Source organism: Prevotella marseillensis (assembly GCF_900625065.1).
Classification (GTDB): domain Bacteria; phylum Bacteroidota; class Bacteroidia; order Bacteroidales; family Bacteroidaceae; genus Prevotella; species Prevotella rara.
Map to the genome: position 1 here is coordinate 1,206,680 of NZ_UYXY01000001.1, position 24,971 is coordinate 1,231,650.

At 35.7% G+C, this 24,971-nt stretch carries 21 protein-coding genes; 13 read left to right on the forward strand and 8 right to left on the reverse strand.

The window, feature by feature from the left end; all coding sequences use genetic code 11:
• Window positions 1–24 precede the first annotated feature (24 nt).
• Together dinB and pyk are read left to right on the forward strand one after the other, a co-directional pair.
• Window positions 25–1,119, forward strand: coding sequence for a DNA polymerase IV (dinB, locus tag EJL04_RS05105; protein WP_277595965.1), 1,095 nt, complete (start codon window positions 25–27; stop codon window positions 1,117–1,119).
• Window positions 1,120–1,183: 64 nt separating this feature from the next.
• On the forward strand, window positions 1,184–2,629 hold the full coding sequence (pyk, locus tag EJL04_RS05110) for a pyruvate kinase (RefSeq protein ID WP_125104277.1): 1,446 nt from the start codon (window positions 1,184–1,186) through the stop codon (window positions 2,627–2,629).
• Between the two features lie 342 nt (window positions 2,630–2,971).
• Here the strand turns inward: pyk and EJL04_RS05115 are convergent, their stop codons facing one another.
• Complete coding sequence (locus tag EJL04_RS05115; protein WP_125104278.1) at window positions 2,972–3,334, reverse strand: hypothetical protein; 363 nt, start codon at window positions 3,332–3,334, stop codon at window positions 2,972–2,974.
• 12 nt (window positions 3,335–3,346) lie between these two features.
• Window positions 3,347–4,804: an aminoacyl-histidine dipeptidase gene (locus EJL04_RS05120; RefSeq protein WP_125104279.1), complete on the reverse strand. Its 1,458-nt coding sequence runs from the start codon at window positions 4,802–4,804 to the stop codon at window positions 3,347–3,349.
• Between the two features lie 373 nt (window positions 4,805–5,177).
• On the opposite strand from EJL04_RS05120, the gene EJL04_RS05130 reads away from it, so the two are divergent.
• A complete protein-coding gene (locus EJL04_RS05130) occupies window positions 5,178–5,771 on the forward strand; it encodes an OmpH/Skp family outer membrane protein (RefSeq protein ID WP_021854431.1) in 594 nt (197 codons plus the stop codon).
• Window positions 5,772–5,956: 185 nt separating this feature from the next.
• Here EJL04_RS05130 and EJL04_RS05135 read toward each other — a convergent pair whose 3' ends face one another.
• The 6 genes from EJL04_RS05135 to EJL04_RS05160 all read right to left on the reverse strand — a co-directional run bounded on the left by EJL04_RS05135 (window position 5,957) and on the right by EJL04_RS05160 (window position 11,176).
• Complete coding sequence (locus tag EJL04_RS05135) at window positions 5,957–6,697, reverse strand: TIGR02757 family protein (protein ID WP_206429370.1); 741 nt, start codon at window positions 6,695–6,697, stop codon at window positions 5,957–5,959.
• A gap of 96 nt (window positions 6,698–6,793) precedes the next feature.
• Window positions 6,794–8,233, reverse strand: coding sequence for a tagaturonate reductase (locus EJL04_RS05140; RefSeq protein WP_053399219.1), 1,440 nt, complete (start codon window positions 8,231–8,233; stop codon window positions 6,794–6,796).
• A 141-nt stretch (window positions 8,234–8,374) separates the two neighbouring features.
• A complete protein-coding gene (locus tag EJL04_RS05145; protein ID WP_021854434.1) occupies window positions 8,375–9,187 on the reverse strand; it encodes an SDR family oxidoreductase in 813 nt (270 codons plus the stop codon).
• A gap of 12 nt (window positions 9,188–9,199) precedes the next feature.
• Entirely contained in the window at window positions 9,200–10,381 is a 1,182-nt protein-coding gene (uxuA, locus tag EJL04_RS05150) for a mannonate dehydratase (protein WP_125104281.1), read from the reverse strand.
• Window positions 10,382–10,409: 28 nt separating this feature from the next.
• Complete coding sequence (rlmH, locus tag EJL04_RS05155) at window positions 10,410–10,880, reverse strand: 23S rRNA (pseudouridine(1915)-N(3))-methyltransferase RlmH (protein WP_125104282.1); 471 nt, start codon at window positions 10,878–10,880, stop codon at window positions 10,410–10,412.
• 2 nt (window positions 10,881–10,882) lie between these two features.
• Entirely contained in the window at window positions 10,883–11,176 is a 294-nt protein-coding gene (locus EJL04_RS05160) for a DUF4491 family protein (RefSeq protein ID WP_021854437.1), read from the reverse strand.
• Between the two features lie 193 nt (window positions 11,177–11,369).
• Between EJL04_RS05160 and EJL04_RS05165 the strand changes: the two genes are divergently transcribed.
• The 10 genes from EJL04_RS05165 (at window position 11,370) to EJL04_RS05210 (ending at window position 24,750) form a co-directional block, all read left to right on the forward strand.
• Entirely contained in the window at window positions 11,370–13,118 is a 1,749-nt protein-coding gene (locus tag EJL04_RS05165) for a phospho-sugar mutase (protein ID WP_125104283.1), read from the forward strand.
• A 403-nt stretch (window positions 13,119–13,521) separates the two neighbouring features.
• The gene (gyrA, locus tag EJL04_RS05170) at window positions 13,522–16,131 is read left to right on the forward strand and encodes a DNA gyrase subunit A (RefSeq protein ID WP_125104284.1); all 2,610 of its coding nucleotides are present in this window, start codon (window positions 13,522–13,524) and stop codon (window positions 16,129–16,131) included.
• Window positions 16,132–16,155: 24 nt separating this feature from the next.
• The gene (locus tag EJL04_RS05175; protein ID WP_021854440.1) at window positions 16,156–17,397 is read left to right on the forward strand and encodes a tetratricopeptide repeat protein; all 1,242 of its coding nucleotides are present in this window, start codon (window positions 16,156–16,158) and stop codon (window positions 17,395–17,397) included.
• A 74-nt stretch (window positions 17,398–17,471) separates the two neighbouring features.
• Complete coding sequence (locus tag EJL04_RS05180) at window positions 17,472–18,680, forward strand: tetratricopeptide repeat protein (RefSeq protein WP_125104285.1); 1,209 nt, start codon at window positions 17,472–17,474, stop codon at window positions 18,678–18,680.
• A 166-nt stretch (window positions 18,681–18,846) separates the two neighbouring features.
• The gene (locus EJL04_RS05185) at window positions 18,847–20,157 is read left to right on the forward strand and encodes an MFS transporter (protein WP_125104286.1); all 1,311 of its coding nucleotides are present in this window, start codon (window positions 18,847–18,849) and stop codon (window positions 20,155–20,157) included.
• Between the two features lie 23 nt (window positions 20,158–20,180).
• A complete protein-coding gene (locus EJL04_RS05190; protein ID WP_125104287.1) occupies window positions 20,181–20,771 on the forward strand; it encodes a bifunctional nuclease family protein in 591 nt (196 codons plus the stop codon).
• Window positions 20,758–21,489 carry a 16S rRNA (uracil(1498)-N(3))-methyltransferase gene (locus EJL04_RS05195; protein WP_053399211.1) on the forward strand — a complete coding sequence of 244 codons (732 nt, stop codon included), beginning with the start codon at window positions 20,758–20,760 and terminating at the stop codon, window positions 21,487–21,489. Before EJL04_RS05190 ends, EJL04_RS05195 begins: the two co-directional genes overlap by 14 nt.
• Window positions 21,490–21,524: 35 nt before the next feature.
• Entirely contained in the window at window positions 21,525–22,901 is a 1,377-nt protein-coding gene (locus tag EJL04_RS05200; protein ID WP_125104288.1) for a DUF4836 family protein, read from the forward strand.
• A gap of 5 nt (window positions 22,902–22,906) precedes the next feature.
• Complete coding sequence (locus tag EJL04_RS05205; protein ID WP_053399209.1) at window positions 22,907–23,551, forward strand: ATP-binding cassette domain-containing protein; 645 nt, start codon at window positions 22,907–22,909, stop codon at window positions 23,549–23,551.
• A complete protein-coding gene (locus EJL04_RS05210; protein ID WP_053399208.1) occupies window positions 23,548–24,750 on the forward strand; it encodes a hypothetical protein in 1,203 nt (400 codons plus the stop codon). Before EJL04_RS05205 ends, EJL04_RS05210 begins: the two co-directional genes overlap by 4 nt.
• Window positions 24,751–24,971: the final 221 nt, after the last annotated feature.

Here is a 24,971-nt window from a genome sequence, read left to right on the forward strand (position 1 = left end):
GAGGTGACTTAAGGAAACAATTGGGTGGAACGCAGTATAATTCATATCGACATGGATGCCTTTTTTGCTTCTATTGAGCAGAGAGACAATCCTGAATTGCGGGGAAAGCCTATAGTAGTAGGCTTTGATGGTCCACGTGGAGTTGTGTCTACAGCAAGTTATGAAGCCAGAAAATATGGAATACATTCAGCAATGTCTATATTTAAGGCAAAAAAGCTGTGTCCACAATTAATCGTTGTTGCAAGTGACCATGACAGATATAAGTCTGTCTCAATGCAGGTTTATGAAATATTCTGCGATTTCACTGATAAGATAGAGCCTCTGTCAATAGACGAGGCCTTTCTTGATGTCACTGATAATATCAATAATATGCCGGCTGAAGAGATTGCACTAAAGATAAAGGAACGGATAAAAAACGAACTGTATCTGACTGCGTCTGCCGGCATCTCATACAATAAGTTTTTGGCAAAAATAGCGTCTGACTATAACAAGCCTGACGGAATATTAACTGTTAAAGCAGAAAAGGCACTAATGTTTCTGGAAACTCTGCCAATAGAGAAGTTTTGGGGTGTTGGTCCGAAGACAGCTGTCATTATGCATAAAATGGGCATTTTTAACGGTAAACAGCTGCTTCAATGCACCCTTAACCATCTAACTGAGGTGTTTGGAAAGTCAGGAAAAATGTATTATAACTTTGCACGCGGCATTGATGAAAGAGCTGTGGAGCCGGTGAGAATAAGAAAATCCGTGGGATGTGAACAAACTTTTTTGACTGACCTTAATAGAAAATCGGCCATTTATATAGAGCTATACCATATTGTCCTAGAATTAACAGAAAGATTGGATAAAAGCAAATTCAGCGGCTATACTCTAACGCTAAAAATAAAGTTCAGCGATTTTATGCAGACAACAAGAAGTATAACGTCATTTAAACCTCTTACTGATAAGAATACCATACTTCCTTTAGCAAAAAAACTTATTGAGCAGGTGGATTATTCTACTAAACCGATAAGACTAATAGGGCTATCAGTCTCTAATCCGCATAACGAAAAAACACGTCAAGAATGGGTTGAAGGAGAACTTAAGTTCAAAGAATGGGATGATTTTGCTGCACAATAGCTTGCATTTATAGAATTTGTTTTGTAAATTTGCAACCTAATCAAGGTAATATAACCGTATATTTATGAAACAAACTAAGATTGTAGCTTCTATAAGCGATCGCAGATGCGACGTTGATTTTATTCGCCAACTTTTTGATGCAGGAATGAATGTGGTACGAATGAATACCGCACACGCCACACCTGATGGAATAAAACAGATAATACGGAATACACGTGCGGTTAGTAAGCATATTGGTATTCTGATTGATACCAAAGGACCTGAAGTAAGAACAACGGGAAATGATGCTCCTATTGAATATAAGACAGGAGACGTCGTAAAAATTTTTGGACGTCCAGAAATGAAAACGGAGCACGATATATTAAATCTGTCATACGAAAACTTTGCCAATGATGTGCATGTTGGCGACGACATCCTGTTTGATGACGGCGCGATAGACATGAAGGTAATCGGCATAAACGGTCCTGCTGTCGTAGCACAAGTACAAAATGACGGATTGTTAGGATCTAATAAAAGTGTTAACGTGCCAGGTGTTCATATAGACCTGCCTGCACTTACGGAGAAAGACAAGCGCAACATACTACTGGCAATAGAGGAAGATATCGACTTTATAGCTCACTCTTTCGTAAGAAGCAAGGAAGATGTGCTTGCAGTTCAGAGGATTCTTGATGAACACAATAGTGATATCAAGATTATCTCTAAAATCGAGAACCAGGAAGGTGTTGATAATATTGATGAAATCATAGAAGCGTCTTACGGAATCATGATAGCACGAGGTGACCTAGGTATTGAAGTCCCTATAGAAAAGATTCCTGGAATACAGCGAATGATAATTCACAAATGTATGAGAGCTAAAAAGCCTGTTATTGTTGCGACACAAATGCTTCATACTATGATTAATAATCCGCGCCCGACACGTGCGGAAGTAACAGATATTGCAAATGCTATTTATTATAGAACAGACGCATTGATGCTGAGCGGCGAAACTGCTTCAGGAAAGTATCCTGTTGAAGCTGTTAAAACTATGGCTTCAATAGCAGAACAAGCTGAACAGGATAAGATGTATGACCACGATTACGACTTTCCGCTCAGTGAAAATTGCGATGTAACAGAATTTTTGGCACGTAATGCAATTGAAGCGACCGAAAGATTGGGTGTGAAGGGTATAATTACAGACAGTAAGACAGGTCTTACTGCACGTAACCTTGCAGCATTCAGAGGTCCCAACCCTGTACTTGCAATATGCTATAAGGAAAAGACACAGCGATGGCTGGCACTGAGCTATGGCGTTATTCCTGTTGCTCAACATGAGCAGATTGGCGCACAGGAGCAATTCCTTGCAGCTCTGCGTATGTTACGCCAGAAAGGCTACTTACGTATGGAAGACAAGATAGCTTATCTGAGTGGCAGTTTTGGAAGGGGAGGTGGAACCACATTCTTGGAAATAAATAAAGTACAGGAAGTATTCGACCGCTCATATGAGTTTCATCTGCCAAATAAGACTAGATAATAAGATTGCTCGTCTTGAACGTTTGCAGATGATAAATATTGAACATAATTTATATAAGCGCGTGGAGACAACAAAAGATTGTCTCCACGCGTGCTATATATGGCAAATAGAAAAACATATCCAAGCGTTTTTAAATGCATCTATTCATTACTTATATATACTTTATTAGTCTTATTTATTTTCTAATCTTCCATACGTCTTGACGTAGATGAAAAGCAATCAACAATACAGCATAATTCTATTGAAGGTTTAGAATAAAGAAAAGGATACACCAATTCTGATGTATCCTTCATGTAGATTTCAGGAACCAAGATTCCATTTACACTTTAAAATATCTTCTCACTAATGCATTTTGAAAGCGATGACATTCTTTAATGTGTTATCAAGATAGAATGTATAAGGCACGGTATCTTTGCCATTGCATATTCTGGCCTTTGTAAATATATATGGCTTATTACCATTTCCGTATTCTATGTTCTTCTTGAAAAGCCTGTTTTTTTTCGCACTATTTTTCATTACAATTATCATACTGTCAGTAAGATTCTTCGTTGAATCAATTTTATTGAAGCTTATCGAATAGTCGGCAGCCGTCATGTTTTGATCAAGAAAATCTTTAACAGCACTCTCTGCTTTATGCTGCTTTCCACAACCTACAGCAACAAGAGTAATAGAACAGATGATAATAATCTTAATATAACGTTTCATCCTGCAGAAGCGTTATTTCTCGGGAACGTTCTTCATTATCTCCAAAAGATGATCCCAAACCATTTGAACTGTAGGTATAAGCAAGCGCTCTTCTGGAGAATGTACTCCTCTAAGAGTCGGACCCATTGATACCATGTCAAGATGCGGATATTTTTCTGAGAACAGACCACACTCCAAACCGGCATGGATTCCGATTACCAACGGTTCTTTGTTAAAGAGCTTCTTGTATGTGTCTACAACAATTTGGGTGAGCTTACTGTCTTGCTTCATCTGCCATGCCGGATATTTGTCCCCTTGGGTAACTTCAGCACCAGCCAACTCAAACAAAGCTTTTATTGTGTTGCCCATATTGTTAAGATTGCTCATTACGTTAGAACGCTGTGATGCGACAATCTTTATATCGCTTTCTGTAGTATTTACACTAGCAACATTGCTTGAAGTTTCGACCATCCATGCAAGTGCTTCATCCTGACACATGGCCATAACACCATTGTCTACAGCCTGAAGAGCCTGTATGAATTTTGTATTTACTGGCTCTTTTATTACAAGCCCTTTTTCTGTGCTTTCAAGACTAAATTTAATCTCCTTTTCTGTAACATGGAATTCAGCCTCGACTTCAGCAGTAAATACATTTAGGTCAACACTGACGTTTTCTTTGTATTGAGCAGGTACTGCAAAAATAACAACACCATCACGAGGAATAGCATTGTGCATACGTCCTGAATTGAAACTAACAAGTTTTACACCATATTTTTCGTTTATAATATAAATAAACCTTGTCAGTAACTTAATACCATTTGCGAATTTTTTATTAATATCGTCACCGCTATGTCCGCCATGCAAACCCTGAAGTGAAAGTTTCAAGAAGAAATAATTTTCAGGAGCCTCTTCTCTTTCTATATTGAATGTGGCAACTGTAGTCATACCTCCGGCACAGCTAATGAAGAACTGACCTTCATCCTCACTGTCAAGGTTGATGAGCATATCACCTGTCATAAATCCTTCTTTCATGCCACTGGCGCCTGTGAGGCCTGTTTCCTCATCTCTTGTAAATACACATTCAATAGGACCATGTTCCAAAGAGTCGTCATCAAGCACGGCAAGTTGCATAGCACAGCCAATACCATCGTCTGCACCTAACGTCGTACCTTTAGCCTTCAGCCATTCGCCATCAACATAAGTTTCAATAGGATCTTCCTCAAAGTTGATTTCTTTATCAACAAGTTTCTCGCAAACCATGTCCATGTGGCTCTGAAGGATAAGAGTCTTTTTATTCTCGTATCCCTTTGAAGCCTTCTTTCTTATTACAACATTTCCAGTTTCGTCTACAATGGTTTCAAGGTTTCTTGACTCACCAAAATTCTTTAGGTATTCAATCATTTTTTCCTCGTGCTTTGAAGGACGTGGAATCTTGTTGATCTGTGCAAAGTGCTCAAAGACACTTGCCGGCTTTAGTTCAATTTTCTCCATTATTATTGCTACATTTATGTTATTTTATTAAAAATAAATATTTCTGTTTACAATAAGCAATATAAGAACCGCAAAAACAAACGGGTTTGTTTTGTTTTGTCTCCGAATTGCATTATCTTTGCATGCAAAAATAAGAAAAATGGCAGAAACTTTCCTTCTTGGCATGTTAATAATTGCTATATCTTTAATATTGCTTTGTATAAAGCTTATATTATTAAAGAACGGGAAGTTTTCGTCTCCACACGTGGGTGATAATCCCGGTTTGCGCAAGAACAAGATACACTGCGTAATGGATGAAGATAAAGAAGCCCGGAGACATGTCGAAAGATTGGACAAGAATAAATCAGTGTAATAATTTAAAACAATAATGGGTATGAAAAAATTAATCCGTTCAGCAGCTGTTGTTGCATTAATGTCACTCGTTGTGGCTTCATGTAACAAACAAGCACCAAAGGTAGAAGAAAAGTCGGCTTCTACCAACACCGCAAATGCAGGTATGAAGATTGCATATATTGAGGTGGATTCAATTATGTCTCAATATAAATTCTGCAAAGAATATTCTTTGATTCTTGAAAAGAAGAGCCAGAATATTCAAAATACAGTAAATGCCAAAGGACGTTCTCTTCAGGCAGCAGCCGCAAAATTCCAGCAGGATATACAGAACAATAAATATACCCAGCAGCAGGCAGAAGCTGTTCAAGCCGGTTTGCAAAAGCAGAATGCGGACTTACAGGCTTTACAGCAAAGATTAGGTGCTGAGTTCCAGGCTGAAACAGAAAAATTTAATAAAGCTTTGCGCGATAGTATCCAGCACTATTTAGCTGTATATAACAAAGATAAGAAATTCTCTCTCATCTTGAGTAAGGCTGGTGACAACATTCTGTATGCCGACAAAACTTATGATATAACAAACGAAGTTATTGCAGGTTTAAATAAAGCATACAAACCAGTAGCTAAAAAGAAATAATAGAATATTTTGTGAAATAGAAAAGACACGTTGAAAATTCCAAGATCATTTTCAACGTGTCTTTTTGTTGCTGAGGCATTCGCCTATTTATTCCCAAAATAAGGCATGGAATTTATTAATGCATAGAAAACTACATTAACTTATTGTTTCTAGTTATTAAGAGACTTTATCATTTGTATAAATGATTACTGATTAACTCCATAACCAAAGAGAGCAAAGTCACCTTTAAGCGGATCGTCAGGAAAAATATCCCTAAGTTTCCCTGTAAGCTTTATTGCCACACTCATTGAGGCTGTTTTATTGTTTATCAAATGTAATTTATTCGCTTCTTGGAGTACATGTGTATCCAATGGTACAATTAAGGTACGCTTGTCAATGAAGTCACTCCATAAACCTATATCGACGGGAGAATTATCTCTGACCATCCATCTTAGAAACATACAAACTCTCTTGCACGCGGATGTAGTATTTTTAGGTATAATTGTCTCTATGCCGGTTTTAGCAGAATAGCTTGTTATTGCTTTTATTGCAGATAAACCGTCAGAAGAATTCCTTTTGACAAAATTTCCAATTGATTCATATTCTATCAGCAGATTGTGTAAAGATTCAAATAATTTATACATTATGCTGAAATTATACAATCTGTAAAAGCAGCTTTTATCATCTTCTTTAAAGCTATCTTTATAATAGTCTTGCTTTATCCAATTATACATATCGTTATTAGCATAATCGAGTAGTGCTTGTATTTTGGGCATAAACTGCTTTCTGCTTCCATAGCTCAAACATGATGCAACAAATGCAGCAACTTCTTTATTTTGCCTGCCTTCAACCTGATGCATAAATCGACTTGGATCATCATGCAAGAAATCAGATGTCTCATATCGTTGAGCGTACTCCTCTAATATAGATTTTATTTTACTATCCATATAAATAATATATGAAAAACAGGCTCTGCATGTAAAAATACTACTGCAGAGCCTGACTTATTATTTAATTTGTACTAGACAAATATTTGGTATACATTACAGAATTGTCTTAACTGCTTCAAGCATGCCTTTCTCCTGAATGAGATCGAGATCCTTCTTAACCAATGCATTTAGACCTGCAATGTTATTCAAATCTTCACCCCAAATCTGTGTCGCAGAAAGAACACCATCTGTAACTTTCTGAGTGTCACCAGTAGCCCAAAGATTCTTAAGCAAGTCCATGATCTCCTGAGAGTCATTAGGAACAATCTCAGTACCATCTTCGCGTTTACCACCCTTATAGTATGTTATGATGGCTGCAAGACCGAATACAAGACCTTGTGGAAGTTCACCTTTACGTTCCAGATATGTCTTAACACCGGGCAGGTCACGTGTCTGATATTTCGGGAAAGAGTTAAGCATGATGCTAGTTACCTGATGATCAACGAACGGATTCATAAAACGCTCCAAAACATCACTAGCAAACTTCTGAAGTTCGTCCTTCGGAAGGTTAAGTGTTTCCATTAGCTCCTCGAACTGAACTTTATGTATATACTTGCCAATAACAGGATCTTTGCAAGCATCACGTACAATATTAATACCACTCAAGAATGCAACAGGACTCAATACTGTATGAGGGCCATTAAGCAATGTAACCTTACGCTCATGATATGGCTCTTCTGAAGGTACAAATAATACATGAAGACCAGCCTTATCTGCAGGGAATTCTTCTGCAATCTCTTTAGGTGCTTCAATTACCCATAAATGGAATATTTCAGCCTGAACGACGAGATTGTCTTCGTAACAGATTTTCTGCTGAATATCCTTGATTTCCTTGCGTGGGAAACCCGGTACAATTCTGTCAACTAATGTTGCATAAACGCCGCAGCATTCTGTAAACCATTTTTTGAAGTCCTCACCAAGATTCCAAAGTTCGATATACTTATAAATGCAATCTTTGAGAACATGACCATTAAGGAATATCAGCTCACATGGGAAAATAATGAGACCCTTTGTAGGATCACCATTGAATGTCTGATAGCGACGATAAAGCAACTGTACTAATTTTCCGGGATATGAACTTGCAGGAGCATCCTCTAGTTTGCAATTAGGATCAAATGCAATACCTGCTTCTGTCGTATTTGATATTACAAAACGAATTTCAGGCTGATCTGCAAGAGCCATGAAAGCTTGATTTTGTGTATAAGGATTCAATGCACGGCTTATAACATCAATACGTGTAAGGCTGTTTACCGGCTTACCTTCATCAAGTCCCTGAAGATTTACATGATATAGGCAATCTTGACCATTAAGCCAATCAACCATACCTTTTTCAATTGGCTGAACAACAACAACAGAACCATTGAAATCAGTTTTCTGATTCATATTGTAAATAATCCAGTCAACGAAAGCACGCAGGAAGTTTCCTTCACCAAACTGAATGATCTTCTCAGGCATTACGCTTTTAGGCGCAGTCCTTTTGTTTAAAGCTTGCAATTTTTTCATGATTTATACTAATGAGTTTGTTTTTCTTTTACGATGCAAAATTACTATTTTATTTTATACCTTGCTACGTTTTTCCTGATTAAACTTACGTAAAGGTTTGCGTAATTGTAATATGCAGATATTATGCACTGATCACATTGCATAGGTATTAAAACCTCCATCAACTACAGCAACTGTACCTGTTACAAATTTTGCTGCATCACTCATTAAATAATGTATTGTTCCGCAAAGCTCTTCCGGATCACCCATTCTGCCAAATGGTGTCTGATGTATAACGTCTTTACCTCTCTGAGTATAAGAGCCATCAGGATTTGTAAGCAAAGTTCTGTTTTGTTCTGTTATAAAAAATCCAGGAGCAATAGCATTAACACGAATACCTTCACCAAACTTTTTAGCACACTCTGTTGCCATGAATGCCGTAAAATTGCTTATACCAGCTTTGGCTGCTGCATAACCGCATACACGTGTTATAGGACGGAATGCTGCCATTGAAGAGAAATTGATAATCGAACCCTTGCCTTGTTTCACCATAGGTTTCAGGAATATTTGTGTTGGTATAACTGTACCTGTCAGATTCAGATTAAGAACTTTTTGAAATTCTTCAACTTTTAAGTCAAAAAAGTTTTTGTCTGGTGCTATTACTGCGCCTGGCATATTTCCACCTGCAGCATTCAGTAATGTATCAATACGTCCATATTTTGCAATAATATCATCACAGTTCTTTTGCACTAATTCTTGATTCATAACATCAGTTTTCATGAATTCAGCATGATAACCTTCTTTTTTAATGTCCTCAACGATTTCGTTTCCGACGTCTTCTTTTCTACCAAGAATGATAACTTTTGCACCATTTTTTGCAAGATATTTTGCAATTGTACGTCCTAATACACCTGTTCCGCCTGTTATGACAGTAACGTTGTCTTTAATATTAAATAGTTCGTTCATAATTTTGTGATTTTATTTTTGATTTATTCCTAATTCTCTGTCAACTGTAGCTAGAATACCCTGTACTTGCCCCATAGCAAACATACGTCCAAGGAAAGTATAACCTGCATTATAACCTTTATCAAGATCGCCTAACATATTGGGTCCATGGTCAACACGCATCGGTAAGTTTGGATTTGTTTTTTCAAATATTCGTGCTAATTCTATCAAGTCGGCACGTCCGCCAAGATGTGAAGCTTCTGTAAAATCTCCGTTAGGGAAAACTTTACAAGATCTCATATGCACGAACCATGTACGATCTGCATATTTGCGTGCAAGTTCAGTAACGTTGTTATGGGCACCAGCAGACAATGAACCTGCACAGAATGTCAATCCGTTATGCGGGTCATCTACGGCTTTTAAGAACCAGCTGATGTCATCATCGCATGTAACAATACGTGGGAGACCGAGAATAGGGAATGGAGGATCATCCGGATGTACACACATATACATGTCGTATTCATTACATGTTGGCATTATTGCAGAAAGAAAATATCTCATATTTTCTCGCAACTGTTCCTTTGTTATACCTTTATATAAATCTAAAAGTTGTCTGAAGAGTTCTACAGGATGTTCGTCATTTTCAGAAATATTTCCGTTTACAAAGCCTTGAGTCTTAACAATAATATTTTCAACAAGCCTATGATCATCTTCAGGTGTCATTGTTTGTTTAAGCTTTTCAACCTCCTCTAGAACTTCTTGACTATATTGCTCTTCTGCATTTTCACGCTTCAGTATGCAGCAGTCGAAATAAGCGAACTGAGCATGACTGAAGAATAAATTACTGGTTCCGTCCGGATTTGGATGAGCTAAATCTGTCCTGGCCCAATCCAACACAGGCATAAAGTTATAGCATATAGTATGGATACCTTCCAGACTAAGATTTTTAAGACTCTCTTTATATTTTTCAATGAGTTCATCCCTGTCCGGTCCTGCATATTTAATACTTTCGCAAACAGGAAGGCTTTCAACAACAGACCAACGCATACCATAACTCTCGATATATTCACGCAGGTCGCGTATCTTTTCTCTAGTCCATACCTCACCATTAGGAACATCATGTAATGCCGTGACTATTCCTTCAACGCCAATTTGTTTTAGCATCGACAAAGTAATCTTATCTTTTTTGCCGAACCATCTCCATGTCTTTTCCATATTAGTTTTCTTTATATAAAATCATAAATTACTCATGATGATAATGTTCATTTTTTATTATCGTGCATGCACGATAAACCTGTTCCGTAAAGAGCAATCTAACCATCTGATGAGAAAGTGTCATCTTTGATAATGACATTTTCTCATTGGCACGATCATATACGGCTTGAGAGAATCCATAGGGGCCACCTATCACAAAAGTCAACTGCCTTATAGTTTGTTGCTTGTTTCCCAACCACGCCGCAAATTCTACACTTCTGAACTCTTTTCCGTGTTCGTCTAATAAGACGACATAACTTTTATCGTCTATATTCTTTAAAATCAGTTCTCCTTCTTTTTCTTTTTGCTGTTTTTCATTAAGGCTCTTGGTGTTTTTAAGCTCAGGAATAATTTTCAAACAAAAAGGTGTATAATGATTTGTTCTGGCTACATAGTCTTCAATCCCTTCGGCATATAGTTTGTTGTCAGTTTTTCCTACAAGTAACAATGTCGTTTTCATATTCAATACTCTTTTTTGCGTTTAGGATTCATTGGAAACCATCCTTTCTTAACCCGGTCACGTTGCTCAAACAATTCTTTTATTGACCATAAAGATGAAGCACCGAATATGCCTAATATAGCTGAACAAAGTGAATCTGCAATTAATAGAGCCAATAACAGGCAGACAATTCCTACAATCAGGAATATCCACCAAAACTTTGTACCTGTATAATATTCTGTTTTTATTACTATCGGATGAAAAATGCCAATAATCAAAAAACATGATATTGCTATAATAATTCCAGAAAAATACATCTATGCTTATGTTTCGTTATTATTTCCGCAAATATACTCATTTATTTTTAATAGGGCAAAAAGAAATGATAGAAAAACTTCGTATAAATTAAATTTAGATGAAAAAAAAGAAAAAAAAATTCTTGAGCGTAATTTTTGAATTTAATTTATTACCTTTGTAAACAATAAAATTACTAACACTAATATTAATAATATGGAAAAAAACACGGAATTAATTGCATTATGTGAAAATAAGGCAAAACAATGGCTATCACCTTTTTTTGATCAGGAAACACAAGAAAAGATTAAGACCATGTTGGAAAATGAAGACAAAACCGATTTAATAGAAAGTTTTTATAAAAACCTTGAATTCGGTACAGGTGGCCTTAGAGGTATAATGGGAGTAGGTAGCAACCGTATGAATATTTATACCGTCGGCATGGCTACACAAGGATTTGCTAATTACCTAAAAAAGAATTTTGCAGACCGTGAGCAGATTTCTGTTGTTGTTTGCCATGACTGTCGTAACAACAGCAGACTTTTTGCAGAAACCGTTGCTGATATCTTTTCTGCAAACGGCATAAAAGTATATCTGTTTGACGACATGAGGCCAACGCCAGAATGTTCTTTTGCCATACGTCACCTGGGATGCCAAAGTGGTGTTAACATTACTGCTAGCCATAACCCCAAAGAGTATAATGGATATAAAGCTTATTGGGCAGATGGCGCACAAGTACTGGCACCTCACGACAAAGGCATTATAGACGAAGTTAACAAAGTTAACGTTGAAGACATAAAGTTTGAAGGAAATAAAGAACTCATAGAAATTATAGGAGAAGAAATAGATAAAGTATATCTTGATCTCATACACGGAATTTCTATCGACCCAGAAGTAATTAACCGTCAGAAGGATCTTAAAATCGTATATACGCCACTACATGGAACTGGCATGACGCTAATACCGCGTTCTTTGAAATTATGGGGATTTGAAAACGTTCATTGTGTAAAAGAGCAAATGGTTAAAAGTGGCGATTTCCCGACAGTGGTAAGCCCTAACCCTGAAAATGGTGAAGCCTTAACATTGGCATTGCGTGACGCCAAAGAACTTGATGCTGATATTGTAATGGCAAGCGATCCTGATGCAGACCGTGTTGGAATGGCATGCAAGAACGACAAAGGGGAATGGATACTTATAAACGGCAACCAGACCTGTTTACTCTTCTTGTATTATATAATCAAAAACCGTCAGGCTAAAGGTTTGATGAAACCGACGGATTTCATTGTTAAAACGATTGTAACCACTGAAGTTATACGAAAAATAGCAGAAAAACAAAACATAGAAATGCGCGACTGCTATACAGGCTTTAAGTGGATTGCCCGTGAAATTGCCTTGTCAGAAGGCAAACAACAATATATAGGTGGAGGTGAAGAGAGCTACGGATTCTTGGCAGAAGACTTTGTACGTGACAAAGATGCTGTTTCTGCATGTTCTCTATTAGCAGAAATCTGCGCATGGGCAAAAGACCAAGGTAAAACACTCTATGATGTTGTGATGGACATTTATCTTGAGTATGGATTCTCTAAAGAATTCACAATAAATGTTGTCAAACCAGGAAAGAGCGGAGCAGATGAGATAAAGCAGATGATGACAGACTTCAGAAACAATCCCCCAAAAGAACTTGGCGGAAGCAAGGTCGTTACATGGAAAGATTATCAAACATTGGAGCAACGTGATGCAAACGGAAATGTTTCTAAATTAGAAATGCCAGAAACAAGCAATGTTCTGCAATGGTTCTGTGAAGATGGAACAAAAATAAGCGTTCGTCCGTCAGGAACAGAGCCTAAAATCAAATTCTATATTGAAGTTAAAGGCACAATGAAATGCAATGGGTGCTATGATCGTTGCACAAGCGAAGCAAACAATAAAATTGCAGAAATAAAAAAATCGTTAAACTTGAATTAATTAGGCAATTCCTGTATCATTACAAAAAGGCGGAAATGTTATCATATTTCCGCCTTTTTGTATCATTAAATCATAAGTACATGATGTCATTCAAAATCTTTAGACTTACATCTAAATTTCAGTGATCATATATTTATAATTTATATGTCATATTATTTTAGTATTTTATCACGTAATTGGCAAAATGCTTTTATTACCATTTTGTAATGGCGAAGCAATAAAATAAAGATTTAGAGTTTTCTTGTCTATAATAAAGTTTAAAATTATATGTTTTGCCCTAAATGTTTTTTGTAGGTCGAAAAAAAGTGTTAATTTAGCAGGCCCAAAAAGATGTAAAACGTCTTAAAACGAAAGCAAATGGCCTCAAACGGCATTTTATAGAAAATTAATACAATTATAATTAATGGATAATAACACATTTGATCAAGACAGAATCATAAAGATTAATATAGAGGAGGAAATGAAATCCTCTTATATTGACTATTCTATGTCTGTTATTGTTGCCCGTGCTTTACCCGATGTTCGTGATGGATTTAAACCTGTACATAGAAGAATATTGTACGGTATGATGGGAATTGGCAACACGAGTGATAAGCCGTATAAGAAATGCGCCCGCGTAGTAGGTGAAGTCCTTGGTAAATATCATCCTCATGGAGACAGCTCTGTATATGGAGCATTGGTAAGAATGGCGCAAGATTGGAATATGCGCTATACTCTTGTTGATGGTCAAGGAAACTTTGGTAGTGTCGATGGTGATTCTGCCGCCGCAATGCGTTATACAGAGTGCAGATTGTCAAAGATGGGTGAACACATCATGGACGACCTAGAAAAAGAGACTGTCGACATGATGAATAACTTTGACGACTCACTTCAGGAGCCCTCTGTAATGCCGACCAAGATACCAAATCTTTTAGTTAATGGAGGTAATGGTATTGCCGTTGGTATGGCAACAAATATTCCAACGCATAATTTAGGAGAAGTTATTGACGGATGTTGTGCATATATTGATAATCCAGATATTGATACAGAAGGCCTTATGCAATATATAAAAGCTCCAGATTTTCCGACAGGTGCTTATATATACGGCATTCAAGGAGTAAAAGATGCATACGAAACTGGTCGTGGACGTATAGTGATGCGTGCAAAGGCAGAAATTGAAAGCACAGAATCACATGATAAGATTGTCATTACTGAGATACCTTATGGCGTAAATAAGGCTCAATTGATTGAATATATCGCTGATTTAGTAAAAGAAGGAAAACTTGATGGAATAAGTAATGCAAACGATGAATCCGGTCGTCAGGGCATGCGTATTGTGATTGATGTGAAAAAAGATGCCAATGCGAATGTCATCCTAAATAAATTATTTAAGATGACTGCATTACAAAGCTCATTCTCAGTCAATTGCATCGCATTGGTTAAAGGACGTCCTCGTTTGTTAACATTGAAAGATTGTGTGCATTATTTTGTTGAGCATCGCCATGATGTAACAATACGCAGAACAAAATTTGACTTGCGTAAGGCTCAAGAAAGAGCACATATACTTGAAGGCTTAATAATTGCTTGTGACAACATTGACGAGGTTGTTCATATTATCCGAGGCTCGAAGACTCCATCTGACGCTCAGCGTAATTTGGAAAAACGTTTTGAACTTGATGAATTACAATCAAAGGCTATTGTAGATATGCGTCTTAGTCAGTTGACTGGACTTAGAATGGATCAACTGCATGCTGAATACGAAGAGCTTGAAAAGCTAATCACATATTTACAGTCAATACTTGACGACCATGAGCTTTGTAAGAAGGTTATGAAAGACGAACTTTTAGAGGTAAAGGAAAAATATGGTGATCCACGTCGCACTGAAATAAAATATTCTAGCGAAGAATTCAACCCTGAAGATTTTTATCCAAACGATCCTGTTGTGATAACAATAAGTCATTTGGGATATATCAAACGCACTCCGCTATCAGAATTTCGTGAGCAAGCCAGAGGTGGAGTTGGCAGCAAAGGTGCAAATAGTCGTGAACAGGACTTTACTGAATACATTTATCCTGCAACGATGCATAATACAATGATGTTCTTCACAAAGAAAGGACGTTGCTATTGGCTTAAATGCTATGAGATACCTGAAGGGGCAAAGAATTCAAAAGGTCGCGCAATACAAAATCTGTTGAACATAGAAAGCGATGATAGTATTAATGCGTTCCTTCGTTTACGCGGATTGGATGACCCTGATTTCATAAATAGTCATTATGTAGTATTTGCTACCAAAAAAGGATTAATAAAGAAAACAAGCCTTGAAGCATATAGTCGACCAAGAGCAAATGGTGTGATTGCCATAAACGTACTTGAAGGAGATGAGGTCGTTGGTGTAAGACTTACTAATGGACATAACGAACTGCTGCTTGCAGATAGAAATGGCCGTGCTGTAAGATTCCATGAAAATACTGTACGTGCGATGGGACGCGTTTCAACCGGTGTCAGGGGTATGCGTCTTGATGAAGGAGACGATGAGGTTGTAGGAATGGTTGTCGTCAATAAGCCGGAAGAAGAAACTATAATGGTTGTCAGTGAAAATGGATATGGAAAACGAAGCCAGGTAGAAGACTATCGTGTTACAAATCGTGGCGGAAAAGGCGTCAAAACGCTAAATATCACAGAAAAGACAGGCCGTTTGGTTGCAATAAAGGTTGTTACGGACGAGAATGACCTCATGATAATAAACAAAAGTGGTATTTTGATTCGTCTTAAAGTGTCAGAATGTCGTGTAATGGGTAGAGCGACACAGGGTGTCAGACTTATAAACTTGACAAAGAAAAATGATGTAATATCAAGTGTATGTAAAGTAATGAGTTCGGATCTAGAGGCGTTAGTTGAAGCTGAAAGTAGAAAAGAATGGGCACAAACAAGTGAGGCATTCAAAAATGATACTCAAGCTATACCAACAGATACAGACTCTGACGATGATACTCTTCCTGATATATCAGATGAGGATAAATTCGATGAACAATAACAATTATTTTTTAATAAATCTATTATGAAAAAGTTTATGACCTTGGCCGTAGCTTCTATACTAAGTATGTCGGCCTTTGCACAGGATGTGTATAAACAAATTTCGAAAATTAAAGATTATAATGAAGCTTATAATCTTCTGAAAAGTAACCTCAGCAATATGTCAGCTGAGCAAAAAGCTAAATGCTACAACAAACTTGTTGATTTAGCCTATGAGAAAGTTGTCAATGAGCAGGCTACAATTACCAGTAATCAGATGGCAGCACAGCTAAACACAAAAGTTGAGCCTTATGATACCATTGGACTTTACAATGCCGTGATGCAGGCTTTAGAAAATGGTGTACTCTGCGACGAATTTGATAATCAGCCTAACGATAAGGGTAAGGTGAAACCCAAGTTCCATAAGTCAAATGGCGACAGACTTTATCCAATCCGTTTCCATCTCATCAACGCTGGTATTTATTATCAGAATAAAGATGAAGCACTTGCATACAAGAATCTTGCAACTTATGTAGATAGTAATGATTATCCTTTGTTTAAAGAGCAGGATAAGAGCACAGACGCAAGTCTAACCCAAATGGCATATTATGCTGCGCGCTTTGCTTATTTTGCAAAGGAATATGACAAAGCTGAAAAATATGCTGATATCGCAATCAAAGATACAGCAATGGCAGATGATGCATTACAGCTTAAACTGGCAGTTATGCAAAACCAACTGAAGTCACATGAAGATACTCTTAATTATGTAAATAAACTTAAGAGTATTTATGCAAATGACGAAAATAATGATATGGTATTCAGTACAATATGCTCAATGCTCATATCTCTTAATGACAAGGCTGGTCTTTCAGAATTTGTTAAAGTAAAACTTGCTAAAGATCCGAACAACTTCACTGCATTGGCAATGAGTGGTCAGGCTAATATGAATGAGCACAAATGGGACGAGGCAATTGCAGATTTGTCAAAAGCAGCTTCAAAACAGCCTGAGAATGTCGCGGTATTAGCATCAATAGGCAATAGTTATATGTACAAAGCACAAGAAGCTGCAGAGCGTGCAACCGCCAATGGAAAGAAACTTTCTCCGGAAGCAGAAAATGCAATAATTGATGTTTATAAAAAGGCTATTGAATTTTTAGAGAAAGCTAAGAATCTTGATAAAGAAATGCAGTATAAAACTGTATGGGCATATTCATTATATACATGCTGTTACAGAATTTATGGCGCCGATGATCCTAAAACAAAGGAAATGGAAGCTTTGACAAAATAAATACATATTAATTATTAATTAATGGAGACCGGTGTTGGCCACAATATCGGTCTCCATCTTTAAAAGATATATAAATGCGTCATTTTTTTCTATTTGTTACAATAATACTTTCTATTACGACTTCTGCTCAAAAGAAGGAAATTAGTCAGGCACGTTCTGATATAAAAAGTCGAAGTAATCTTGAGCAGGCTGAAACATCAATGCGCAATTTGCTTAAAGATTCTGTGAATAGACAAAATATAAAAATTTACGAAACGCTTGCCAATGCTGTAAGCGCTCAGTATGAAGTAGCAAACGAAAAATTATATTTAAAAGAAGGCTATGATACGGTTGCTTTCTTTAATACAGCACATAAAATGTTTATAGCGTATGAAAGTCTAGACAGTATAGATGCACTGCCTGATAAGAAAGGCAGAATTAAACCGAAGTATCGTAAGAAAAATGCTGAGTATCTTGATAAATACAGACGTAATTTATATAATGGTGGATTATTCTTTATAAACAAGAAGAATTATGAGTCTGCTTATAAATTGATGGATTCATACCTTGATTGTGCACAACAGCCTTTATTTGAAGCCAATAAATACATTAATGATGATCAATTAGCATCATCTGCCGCATTTTGGACCGTAGTTTCAGGATATAAATTAAATAGACCTGATAGCGCTCTGAAATATCATGAGCTTGCTTTGTCGAACAGGAATTATCGCAGAAGAGCTTTACAATATCTCTCGGATATATATTTGATCAAAGGAGATACAGCAAAGTATATCGAAACATTAAATCTTGGATTTAAAGAAAATAAAAAATCTAAATTCTTTTTTTTAAGATTAATGGATTATTACAATGGCAAGAACCAACTAGACAAGGCTATGGCGATTGTTGATACAGCATTGATTTCTGATAAAGATAATGTGTTGTTTTTATTTGCAAAAAGTAATATACTATTAAACATGGGCAGTTATCAAGAGTGTGTTACTGTTTGCGACACTATTCTAAAGAAAAATAACTCATTTCCCGATGTTTATTATAATGCAGGTGTATCATATCTGAATCTGGCAATTGATTTAGAAAAAACAACAATCTCAAAGCGTAAAAATAGAACACAGATTATAGATTATTATAAGAAATCATTACCATATATGGAAAAATATAGAGAGATGTGCCCTAACGAAAAAGACAAATGGGCTCCATCTCTTTATAACATATATTTAAAATTAAATATGGGACGACAGTTTGACGAAATGAACAGCATCCTACAGAATCTTCACGGAAAAAAATAAATATATCAGCGTAATATAGTCAATCATATAAAATTTGTTATTTATTTTGATTATACTTTTTTTTACGCTATCTTTGCATTATTGAGCGGTTTAAAGATATCATACATAAGTTAAGTTATCCTTATTTCCGCAAAGATTAATTTATGGTATTTTAAATCTTAAATATATGAATTTAAAAACTCGTTTAGCAATAATGAACTTCCTTGAATTTGCTGTTTGGGGAGCATATCTTACTTGTATGAGTAACTATTTAGGCTCTGCGGGGCTTGGAGATTTAATACCATGGTTCTATTCAATTCAGGGAATTGTATCTATTTTTATGCCAACAATAATTGGTATAATTGCGGATAAACTGATCCAGCCACAAAGATTATTGGGTATATGCCATTTTCTTGCAGCTATATTTATGCTTGGGTGTTGGTGGATAGGATACAATACCGGCCTTGGAAATCAAATACAAGAAAAAGGTATTTTTATCGCATTATATACATTAAGTGTTGCATTTTATATGCCTACACTTGCATTATCGAACACAGTGGCATTTGCTACATTGAAAAGAAATGGATATGATACGATTAAAGATTTTCCTCCAATACGAGTTTTAGGCACAGTTGGATTTATTGCAGCAATGTGGTTCGTTAACTGTGCAGCCTACACTGCAGAAGATGGATTTTTCTTTAGTGTAACTTCTGAGAGCAGATTCCAATATAGCTTTATGCAGTTTTTTGTTTCTGGCGTTTTAGGATTAGTACTTGCACTGTATGCCATTACATTACCACAATGCGCCATAGCAGAAAAAGGTAAAAGCATGTCATTATATGAATCACTTGGACTAAACGCGTTCAAGTTATTTGGACAAAAACGTATGGCATTATTCTTTATTTTTTCAATGCTGCTCGGTATGTCATTACAAGTAACGAATGGATATGCAACGCCATTCATAACAAGTTTTAGCGGTAACGCAGAATACTCACATACATTTGGGGCAAATAATGCGACCTTATTAACTTCTTTATCTCAAATGTCAGAAGCATTTTGTATATTGTTAATACCATTTTTCTTAAAACGTTTTGGTATTAAAATTGTCATGCTTATGGCAATGATAGCTTGGGTATTACGATTTGGACTTTTTGGTTTAGGAAACCCAGGAGATGGTTTATGGATGTTTATTCTTTCGATGCTGGTATATGGAGTGGCATTTGATTTCTTTAATGTATCCGGTGCATTGTTTGTAGAAAAAGAGACAGATCCTTCTATTCAAGCATCAGCACAAGGTCTCTTTATGTTAATGACAAATGGAATAGGTGCATCTGTTGGAACTTTAGCCGCGGGGGCTGTTGTTGATCATTTCTGCAAATGGAAAGGGATGTATTTACTTGGTGACTGGCGGTCAACATGGCTTATTTTTGCTGGATATGCATTATTGGTTGCCTTGTTATTTGTTCTATTTTTTAAATCTGAAACAAAAAAATCTTAAATATAATTTTTCTTTATCATTTTATGGCAACAAAAGAAAGATTAATTTTCAAAGGAGTTACTGAAATTGTAGGGACTGAAGACATGGGACTATTGATTTTGACAGATGAAAATAATATGCGACAAATATCAATAGTTTGCGATAAAGCAATGGCTGTACAATTAGAATTGCGGACAAAGGAGATACCTATTGTAAATATAATGTTACCTGAAGTCTTATGCAGAATGCAAGGGATTAATCCTGATTCAGGATATGAACTCCTAATTGATGATTTAGTCGAAGGGCAATATAGGACTACTCTTTATGACAAAAAAACTAAAAAGGCTGAGATTATCAGAGCTTCGGATGCGGTATTACTTTCATATGTAGGAAAAATACCTATATACATCGACTCAGTGCTCTTGGCACGTCAATCTGTTGCGTATAGTGAGAACTCAAGAGGAGTATCATTACCTGTAAATACTATTAGCGATAAAATGCTACAAGCTGCATTAGAAAAAGCAATTCTGGAAGAAAATTACGAACTGGCCTCGCATTTGCGGGACGAAAAGAAAAGACGTGAAAGAAATAGTAATAAGGCCAATAATTTAAGTGAAATAGATGAAAGAGGTTAGATTTTTTTATGTTCCAGAAGCTGCCAATTTAACAGAACTTCCAATGGACGAAGCTTTACATGCATTACGTGTTCTGCGTCTTAAAAGTGGCGATGAAATGTTTCTGATGGACGGTGAAGGAACATTCTATCGGGCTGTTGTTACTATTGCAGCAACAAAACGATGTATGTATGAAATTAAAGAATGTCTGCCACAAGAAAAAACTTGGAGAGGACATATAAATATCGCAATGGCACCAACAAAAATGATGGATAGGGTAGAATGGTTCTGCGAAAAGGCAACTGAAGTTGGCATTGATGAGATAACATTCTTGAATTGTAAGTACTCAGAACGAAAAGTTATGCGTACTGTCAGGCTAGATAAAATAGTAGTTGCTGCCGTTAAGCAAAGTAGAAAGCCTTGGAAACCGAAGCTTAATGCAATGACTTCTTTCAAAGAATTTGTATCAACGCCTCGTGAAGGGAAAAAATATATTGCTCATTGCTATGAAGAAATAAATAAAAAAGATTTTTTCTCAGAGATATCTCCTTTAATTCATACAAATGAAGCAACAAACATCACTGTATTGATCGGTCCAGAAGGAGATTTCTCAATAGACGAGGTTAAACTTGCAATTAAAAATGGTTATGAGTCAATCTCATTAGGTAAAAGCCGCTTGCGTACAGAAACAGCAGCTTTATCGGCAACATTAATGACTCAATTAGTTTTAAGGAAATAACATAAATATTAAAGGTATTAGTAATCTTTATAAAGATGAAAAAAAATATAATAAATCCATTGATATTTTGGGGTGAATTACTATTTTGCATGCTTATTTTATCATCGTGTTCATCTGATGATTATCTGAATGTCATACCTAAAAATAGTACCGCGGTTATTTCAGTAGACTTACAAGAACTATATAATACATCAGATGATAAGCAATTAGATTACCTTAAAGATGTACTAAAACTTAAAGATGCAGATGCTAGCGGTTTGGATTTCTCTACTAAAGCATATGTATTTGAAACTGTTGATGGTAATATAGGGCTTGTAGCTAAGGTTGATGACGAAGATAATATAAGTAATTGGATTAAAAAATTAGAAAAAGCTGGATATTGTAAGAACTTAACAACACGTAAAGGTTTTAAATTTACATCTGTAAAAGACACATGGATTTTAGGGTTTTCATCAGATGCACTATTGGTAATGGGACCTATTTTGCCTATTCAACAGGCAGATATGCAGCGACAAATGATAAAATTTCTAGAACAGGATGACAGCAAGAGTATAAAAGGCTCACCAATGTTTCAAAAACTAGACAGTCTAGAAAGTTCCGTATCCATGGTAGCTCAAGCTGCCGCATTGCCAGAAAAGTTTGTCGCCCCTTTCACTATTGGGGCACCAAAAGACGCTGATGCATCACAAATAATGATTGCAGCTGAATTTGTTAAAGGTGAAGATGGATGCGTAAACATAAAAGGTGAAACGTATTCCTTGAATGAACATATAAATAATGCTATAAAAGAAAATAAAAAGACATTTAGGCCAATTCGAGGCACCTATTCTGCAAGTATGCCTATTAATGCCTCTTTAGGTATATTCTTGAATGTTGATGGAAAAGAATTTCTTAAATTGCTTCATTCTAATAATTCTATTCAAGCGTTATTAGCAGGAATGAATACTGCTATTGATATGGATAATATAATAAAAAGTATTAATGGCGATATGTCTATTATTATACATTCTTTTAATGAAGGAGGAAATATACCCCAGATGAGCGCCCAACTTTCTAATAATGCATTTCTTAAAGATATAGGATATTGGAGAGAGTCATGTTTGGCTGGGTGTAAAATTATTGATTGGAATAAAAACTCATATTATTATACAAATGGAACTTTCAATTATTATTTTGGTGTTTCAGATGATATGCAATTTTATTCAGGTGGAAGTCCTAAATATGCGCTTGAATCAATATCAAAATCACAAAATGCCATTCCTGAATATGTACAAAATAAAATAAGAGGAAAGCGTTTGTGTTTAATACTGAATTTAGAAACGATATTGGGGGATGGTACGGATAAAGCTTCTGTTATGACATCAATAAAGCCATTACTAGGAAATATAAGAACGGTTATATTCAGTATGTAAAAAACATGAAAGAAATAATATTTAATTCGGTTATACCTGATGTGTTTTCACATAGCAACACCCTTAATTCTGATGTATGGAATAGTGATGTTGCATTTAATAAGGAACAGCTTTATCTTATTGAGGCTGATAGTGGAAAAGGTAAAAGTACATTTTGTAGTTATATTCTAGGATACAGACGGGATTACAGCGGTAACATCAAGTTCGATAATAAGTCTGTTAGAGAGATGAAAATATCTGAATGGATAGACATACGCAAACTTCATATTAGTTATCTTTTTCAAGAACTTCGTTTATTTCCTGAATTAACTGCGTTTGAGAATGTAGAGATAAAGAATAAACTTACAAATTTCAAAAATAAGCAACAAATACTTGAGTGGTTCGAAATTCTAGGTATAGGAGATAAAGTAAATTCGAAGATATGTCATATGTCGTTTGGACAGCAACAACGCGTAGCTATGATAAGAGCTCTAGTTCAGCCTTTTGATTTTATACTAGTAGATGAACCAATAAGTCATCTAGATGATAATAATTCAAAAATTATGGGCGACATTATGATGACTGAGGCAAAAGCTCAAGGAGCAGGGGTTATAGTTACAAGCATTGGCAAACATATGAATTTAAATTACAATAAAGTTTTTAAGTTATGAATTTGGTTTGGAAATTATTGCGACAACATATAAGTGTACCTCAATTTACAGGATTTGCTTTCGCAAATTTATTTGGAATGCTTATAGTTCTTTTAGGTTATCAGTTTTATTGTGATGTTTTACCTGTATTCACATCGCAAGATAGCTTTATGAAAGCAGATTATCTGATTGTAAGTAAAAGAATAGGGACCGCAAGTACTATTTCAGGAAGAGATAATTCTTTTAATAATGCTGAGATTGATGACATATCCTCACAAAAATTCATAAAAAAAATAGGTAATTTTACATCTACAGAATATAAGGTTGATGCACACATGGGCATCAATGGACAATCTATACTCAGTTCAGAATTATTTTTTGAAAGTGTACCAGATGAGTTTGTTGATGTGTCATTAAAAGATTGGAAATATGATGAAGGTAGTAGGGAAGTGCCAATTATTCTTCCTCGTACATATATCAATATGTACAATTTCGGATTTGCCCAATCGCGTTCACTTCCTAAAATAAGCGATGGACTTATTGGAATGATTGATTTCCGTATCTACATTCATGGAAATGGCCACCAAGATGAATATAAAGGTAAGGTAATAGGTTTTTCAAATCGTCTAAACACTATACTGGTTCCACAAAAGTTTATGGATTGGAGTAATAAGTATTATTCTCCTGCGGAAAAGTCAAATCCAACCCGCTTAATCATTGAAGTATCTAATCCTGCAGATGAAAATATAACTAAATATCTTGATGATAAAGGATATGAAGTTGACAGCGATAAACTTCAAAGTGAAAAAACGACATATTTTCTAAGAATGATTGTAATGATTGTAATGGCTGTTGGTATTGTGATAAGCATATTGAGTTTCTATATTCTGATGTTAAGTATTTATTTGTTAGTACAAAAAAATACTTCTAAACTAGAAAATTTATTACTCATCGGATATAGTCCCATACGTGTCGCGATGCCTTATGAATTACTTACCTTAGGCTTAAATGCAATAGTACTTATTGTTGCACTGTTAATGATTTCATTTATCCGCAATTATTATATGGGAGTAATTGAGATATTATTTCCGCAAATCGATGAAGGAAATATATTACCTTCTGTGATATTAGGATTTATTTTATTTACATTTGTTTCTATAATGAATTTCATCGCAATTTATAGAAAGGTAATACGAATATGGTGGCGTAAAGATTCTTAAGACATAAAACAATAGGCCTTTACTCAAATTGGCACTATAAAATATTTTGTGTAAATGTAAAATACAGGATTCAAAATAGAGTCCTGTATTTTTTATTTTATATATTTACACCCAAAGAATAAGATTATGCGAGATACTGTGATACTGTCTCAAAAAGTGTGTCTGATAAGCAGTAAAAAAGGGCCGACCCTTGCGTGTCAGCCCCGAAGTTTGTAATTTAG

Coding starts and splice junctions, on each gene's coding strand:
- pyk (WP_125104277.1), top strand. CDS start 1,184: ATGAAACAAACTAAGATTGTAGCTTCTATAAGCGATCGCAGATGCGAC.
- EJL04_RS05115 (WP_125104278.1), bottom strand. CDS start 3,334: ATGAAACGTTATATTAAGATTATTATCATCTGTTCTATTACTCTTGTT.
- EJL04_RS05120 (WP_125104279.1), bottom strand. CDS start 4,804: ATGGAGAAAATTGAACTAAAGCCGGCAAGTGTCTTTGAGCACTTTGCA.
- EJL04_RS05130 (WP_021854431.1), top strand. CDS start 5,178: ATGAAAAAATTAATCCGTTCAGCAGCTGTTGTTGCATTAATGTCACTC.
- EJL04_RS05135 (WP_206429370.1), bottom strand. CDS start 6,697: ATGGATAGTAAAATAAAATCTATATTAGAGGAGTACGCTCAACGATAT.
- EJL04_RS05145 (WP_021854434.1), bottom strand. CDS start 9,187: ATGAACGAACTATTTAATATTAAAGACAACGTTACTGTCATAACAGGC.
- uxuA (WP_125104281.1), bottom strand. CDS start 10,381: ATGGAAAAGACATGGAGATGGTTCGGCAAAAAAGATAAGATTACTTTG.
- rlmH (WP_125104282.1), bottom strand. CDS start 10,880: ATGAAAACGACATTGTTACTTGTAGGAAAAACTGACAACAAACTATAT.
- EJL04_RS05160 (WP_021854437.1), bottom strand. CDS start 11,176: ATGTATTTTTCTGGAATTATTATAGCAATATCATGTTTTTTGATTATT.
- EJL04_RS05165 (WP_125104283.1), top strand. CDS start 11,370: ATGGAAAAAAACACGGAATTAATTGCATTATGTGAAAATAAGGCAAAA.
- gyrA (WP_125104284.1), top strand. CDS start 13,522: ATGGATAATAACACATTTGATCAAGACAGAATCATAAAGATTAATATA.
- EJL04_RS05175 (WP_021854440.1), top strand. CDS start 16,156: ATGAAAAAGTTTATGACCTTGGCCGTAGCTTCTATACTAAGTATGTCG.
- EJL04_RS05180 (WP_125104285.1), top strand. CDS start 17,472: ATGCGTCATTTTTTTCTATTTGTTACAATAATACTTTCTATTACGACT.
- EJL04_RS05185 (WP_125104286.1), top strand. CDS start 18,847: ATGAATTTAAAAACTCGTTTAGCAATAATGAACTTCCTTGAATTTGCT.
- EJL04_RS05190 (WP_125104287.1), top strand. CDS start 20,181: ATGGCAACAAAAGAAAGATTAATTTTCAAAGGAGTTACTGAAATTGTA.
- EJL04_RS05195 (WP_053399211.1), top strand. CDS start 20,758: ATGAAAGAGGTTAGATTTTTTTATGTTCCAGAAGCTGCCAATTTAACA.
- EJL04_RS05200 (WP_125104288.1), top strand. CDS start 21,525: ATGAAAAAAAATATAATAAATCCATTGATATTTTGGGGTGAATTACTA.
- EJL04_RS05205 (WP_053399209.1), top strand. CDS start 22,907: ATGAAAGAAATAATATTTAATTCGGTTATACCTGATGTGTTTTCACAT.
- EJL04_RS05210 (WP_053399208.1), top strand. CDS start 23,548: ATGAATTTGGTTTGGAAATTATTGCGACAACATATAAGTGTACCTCAA.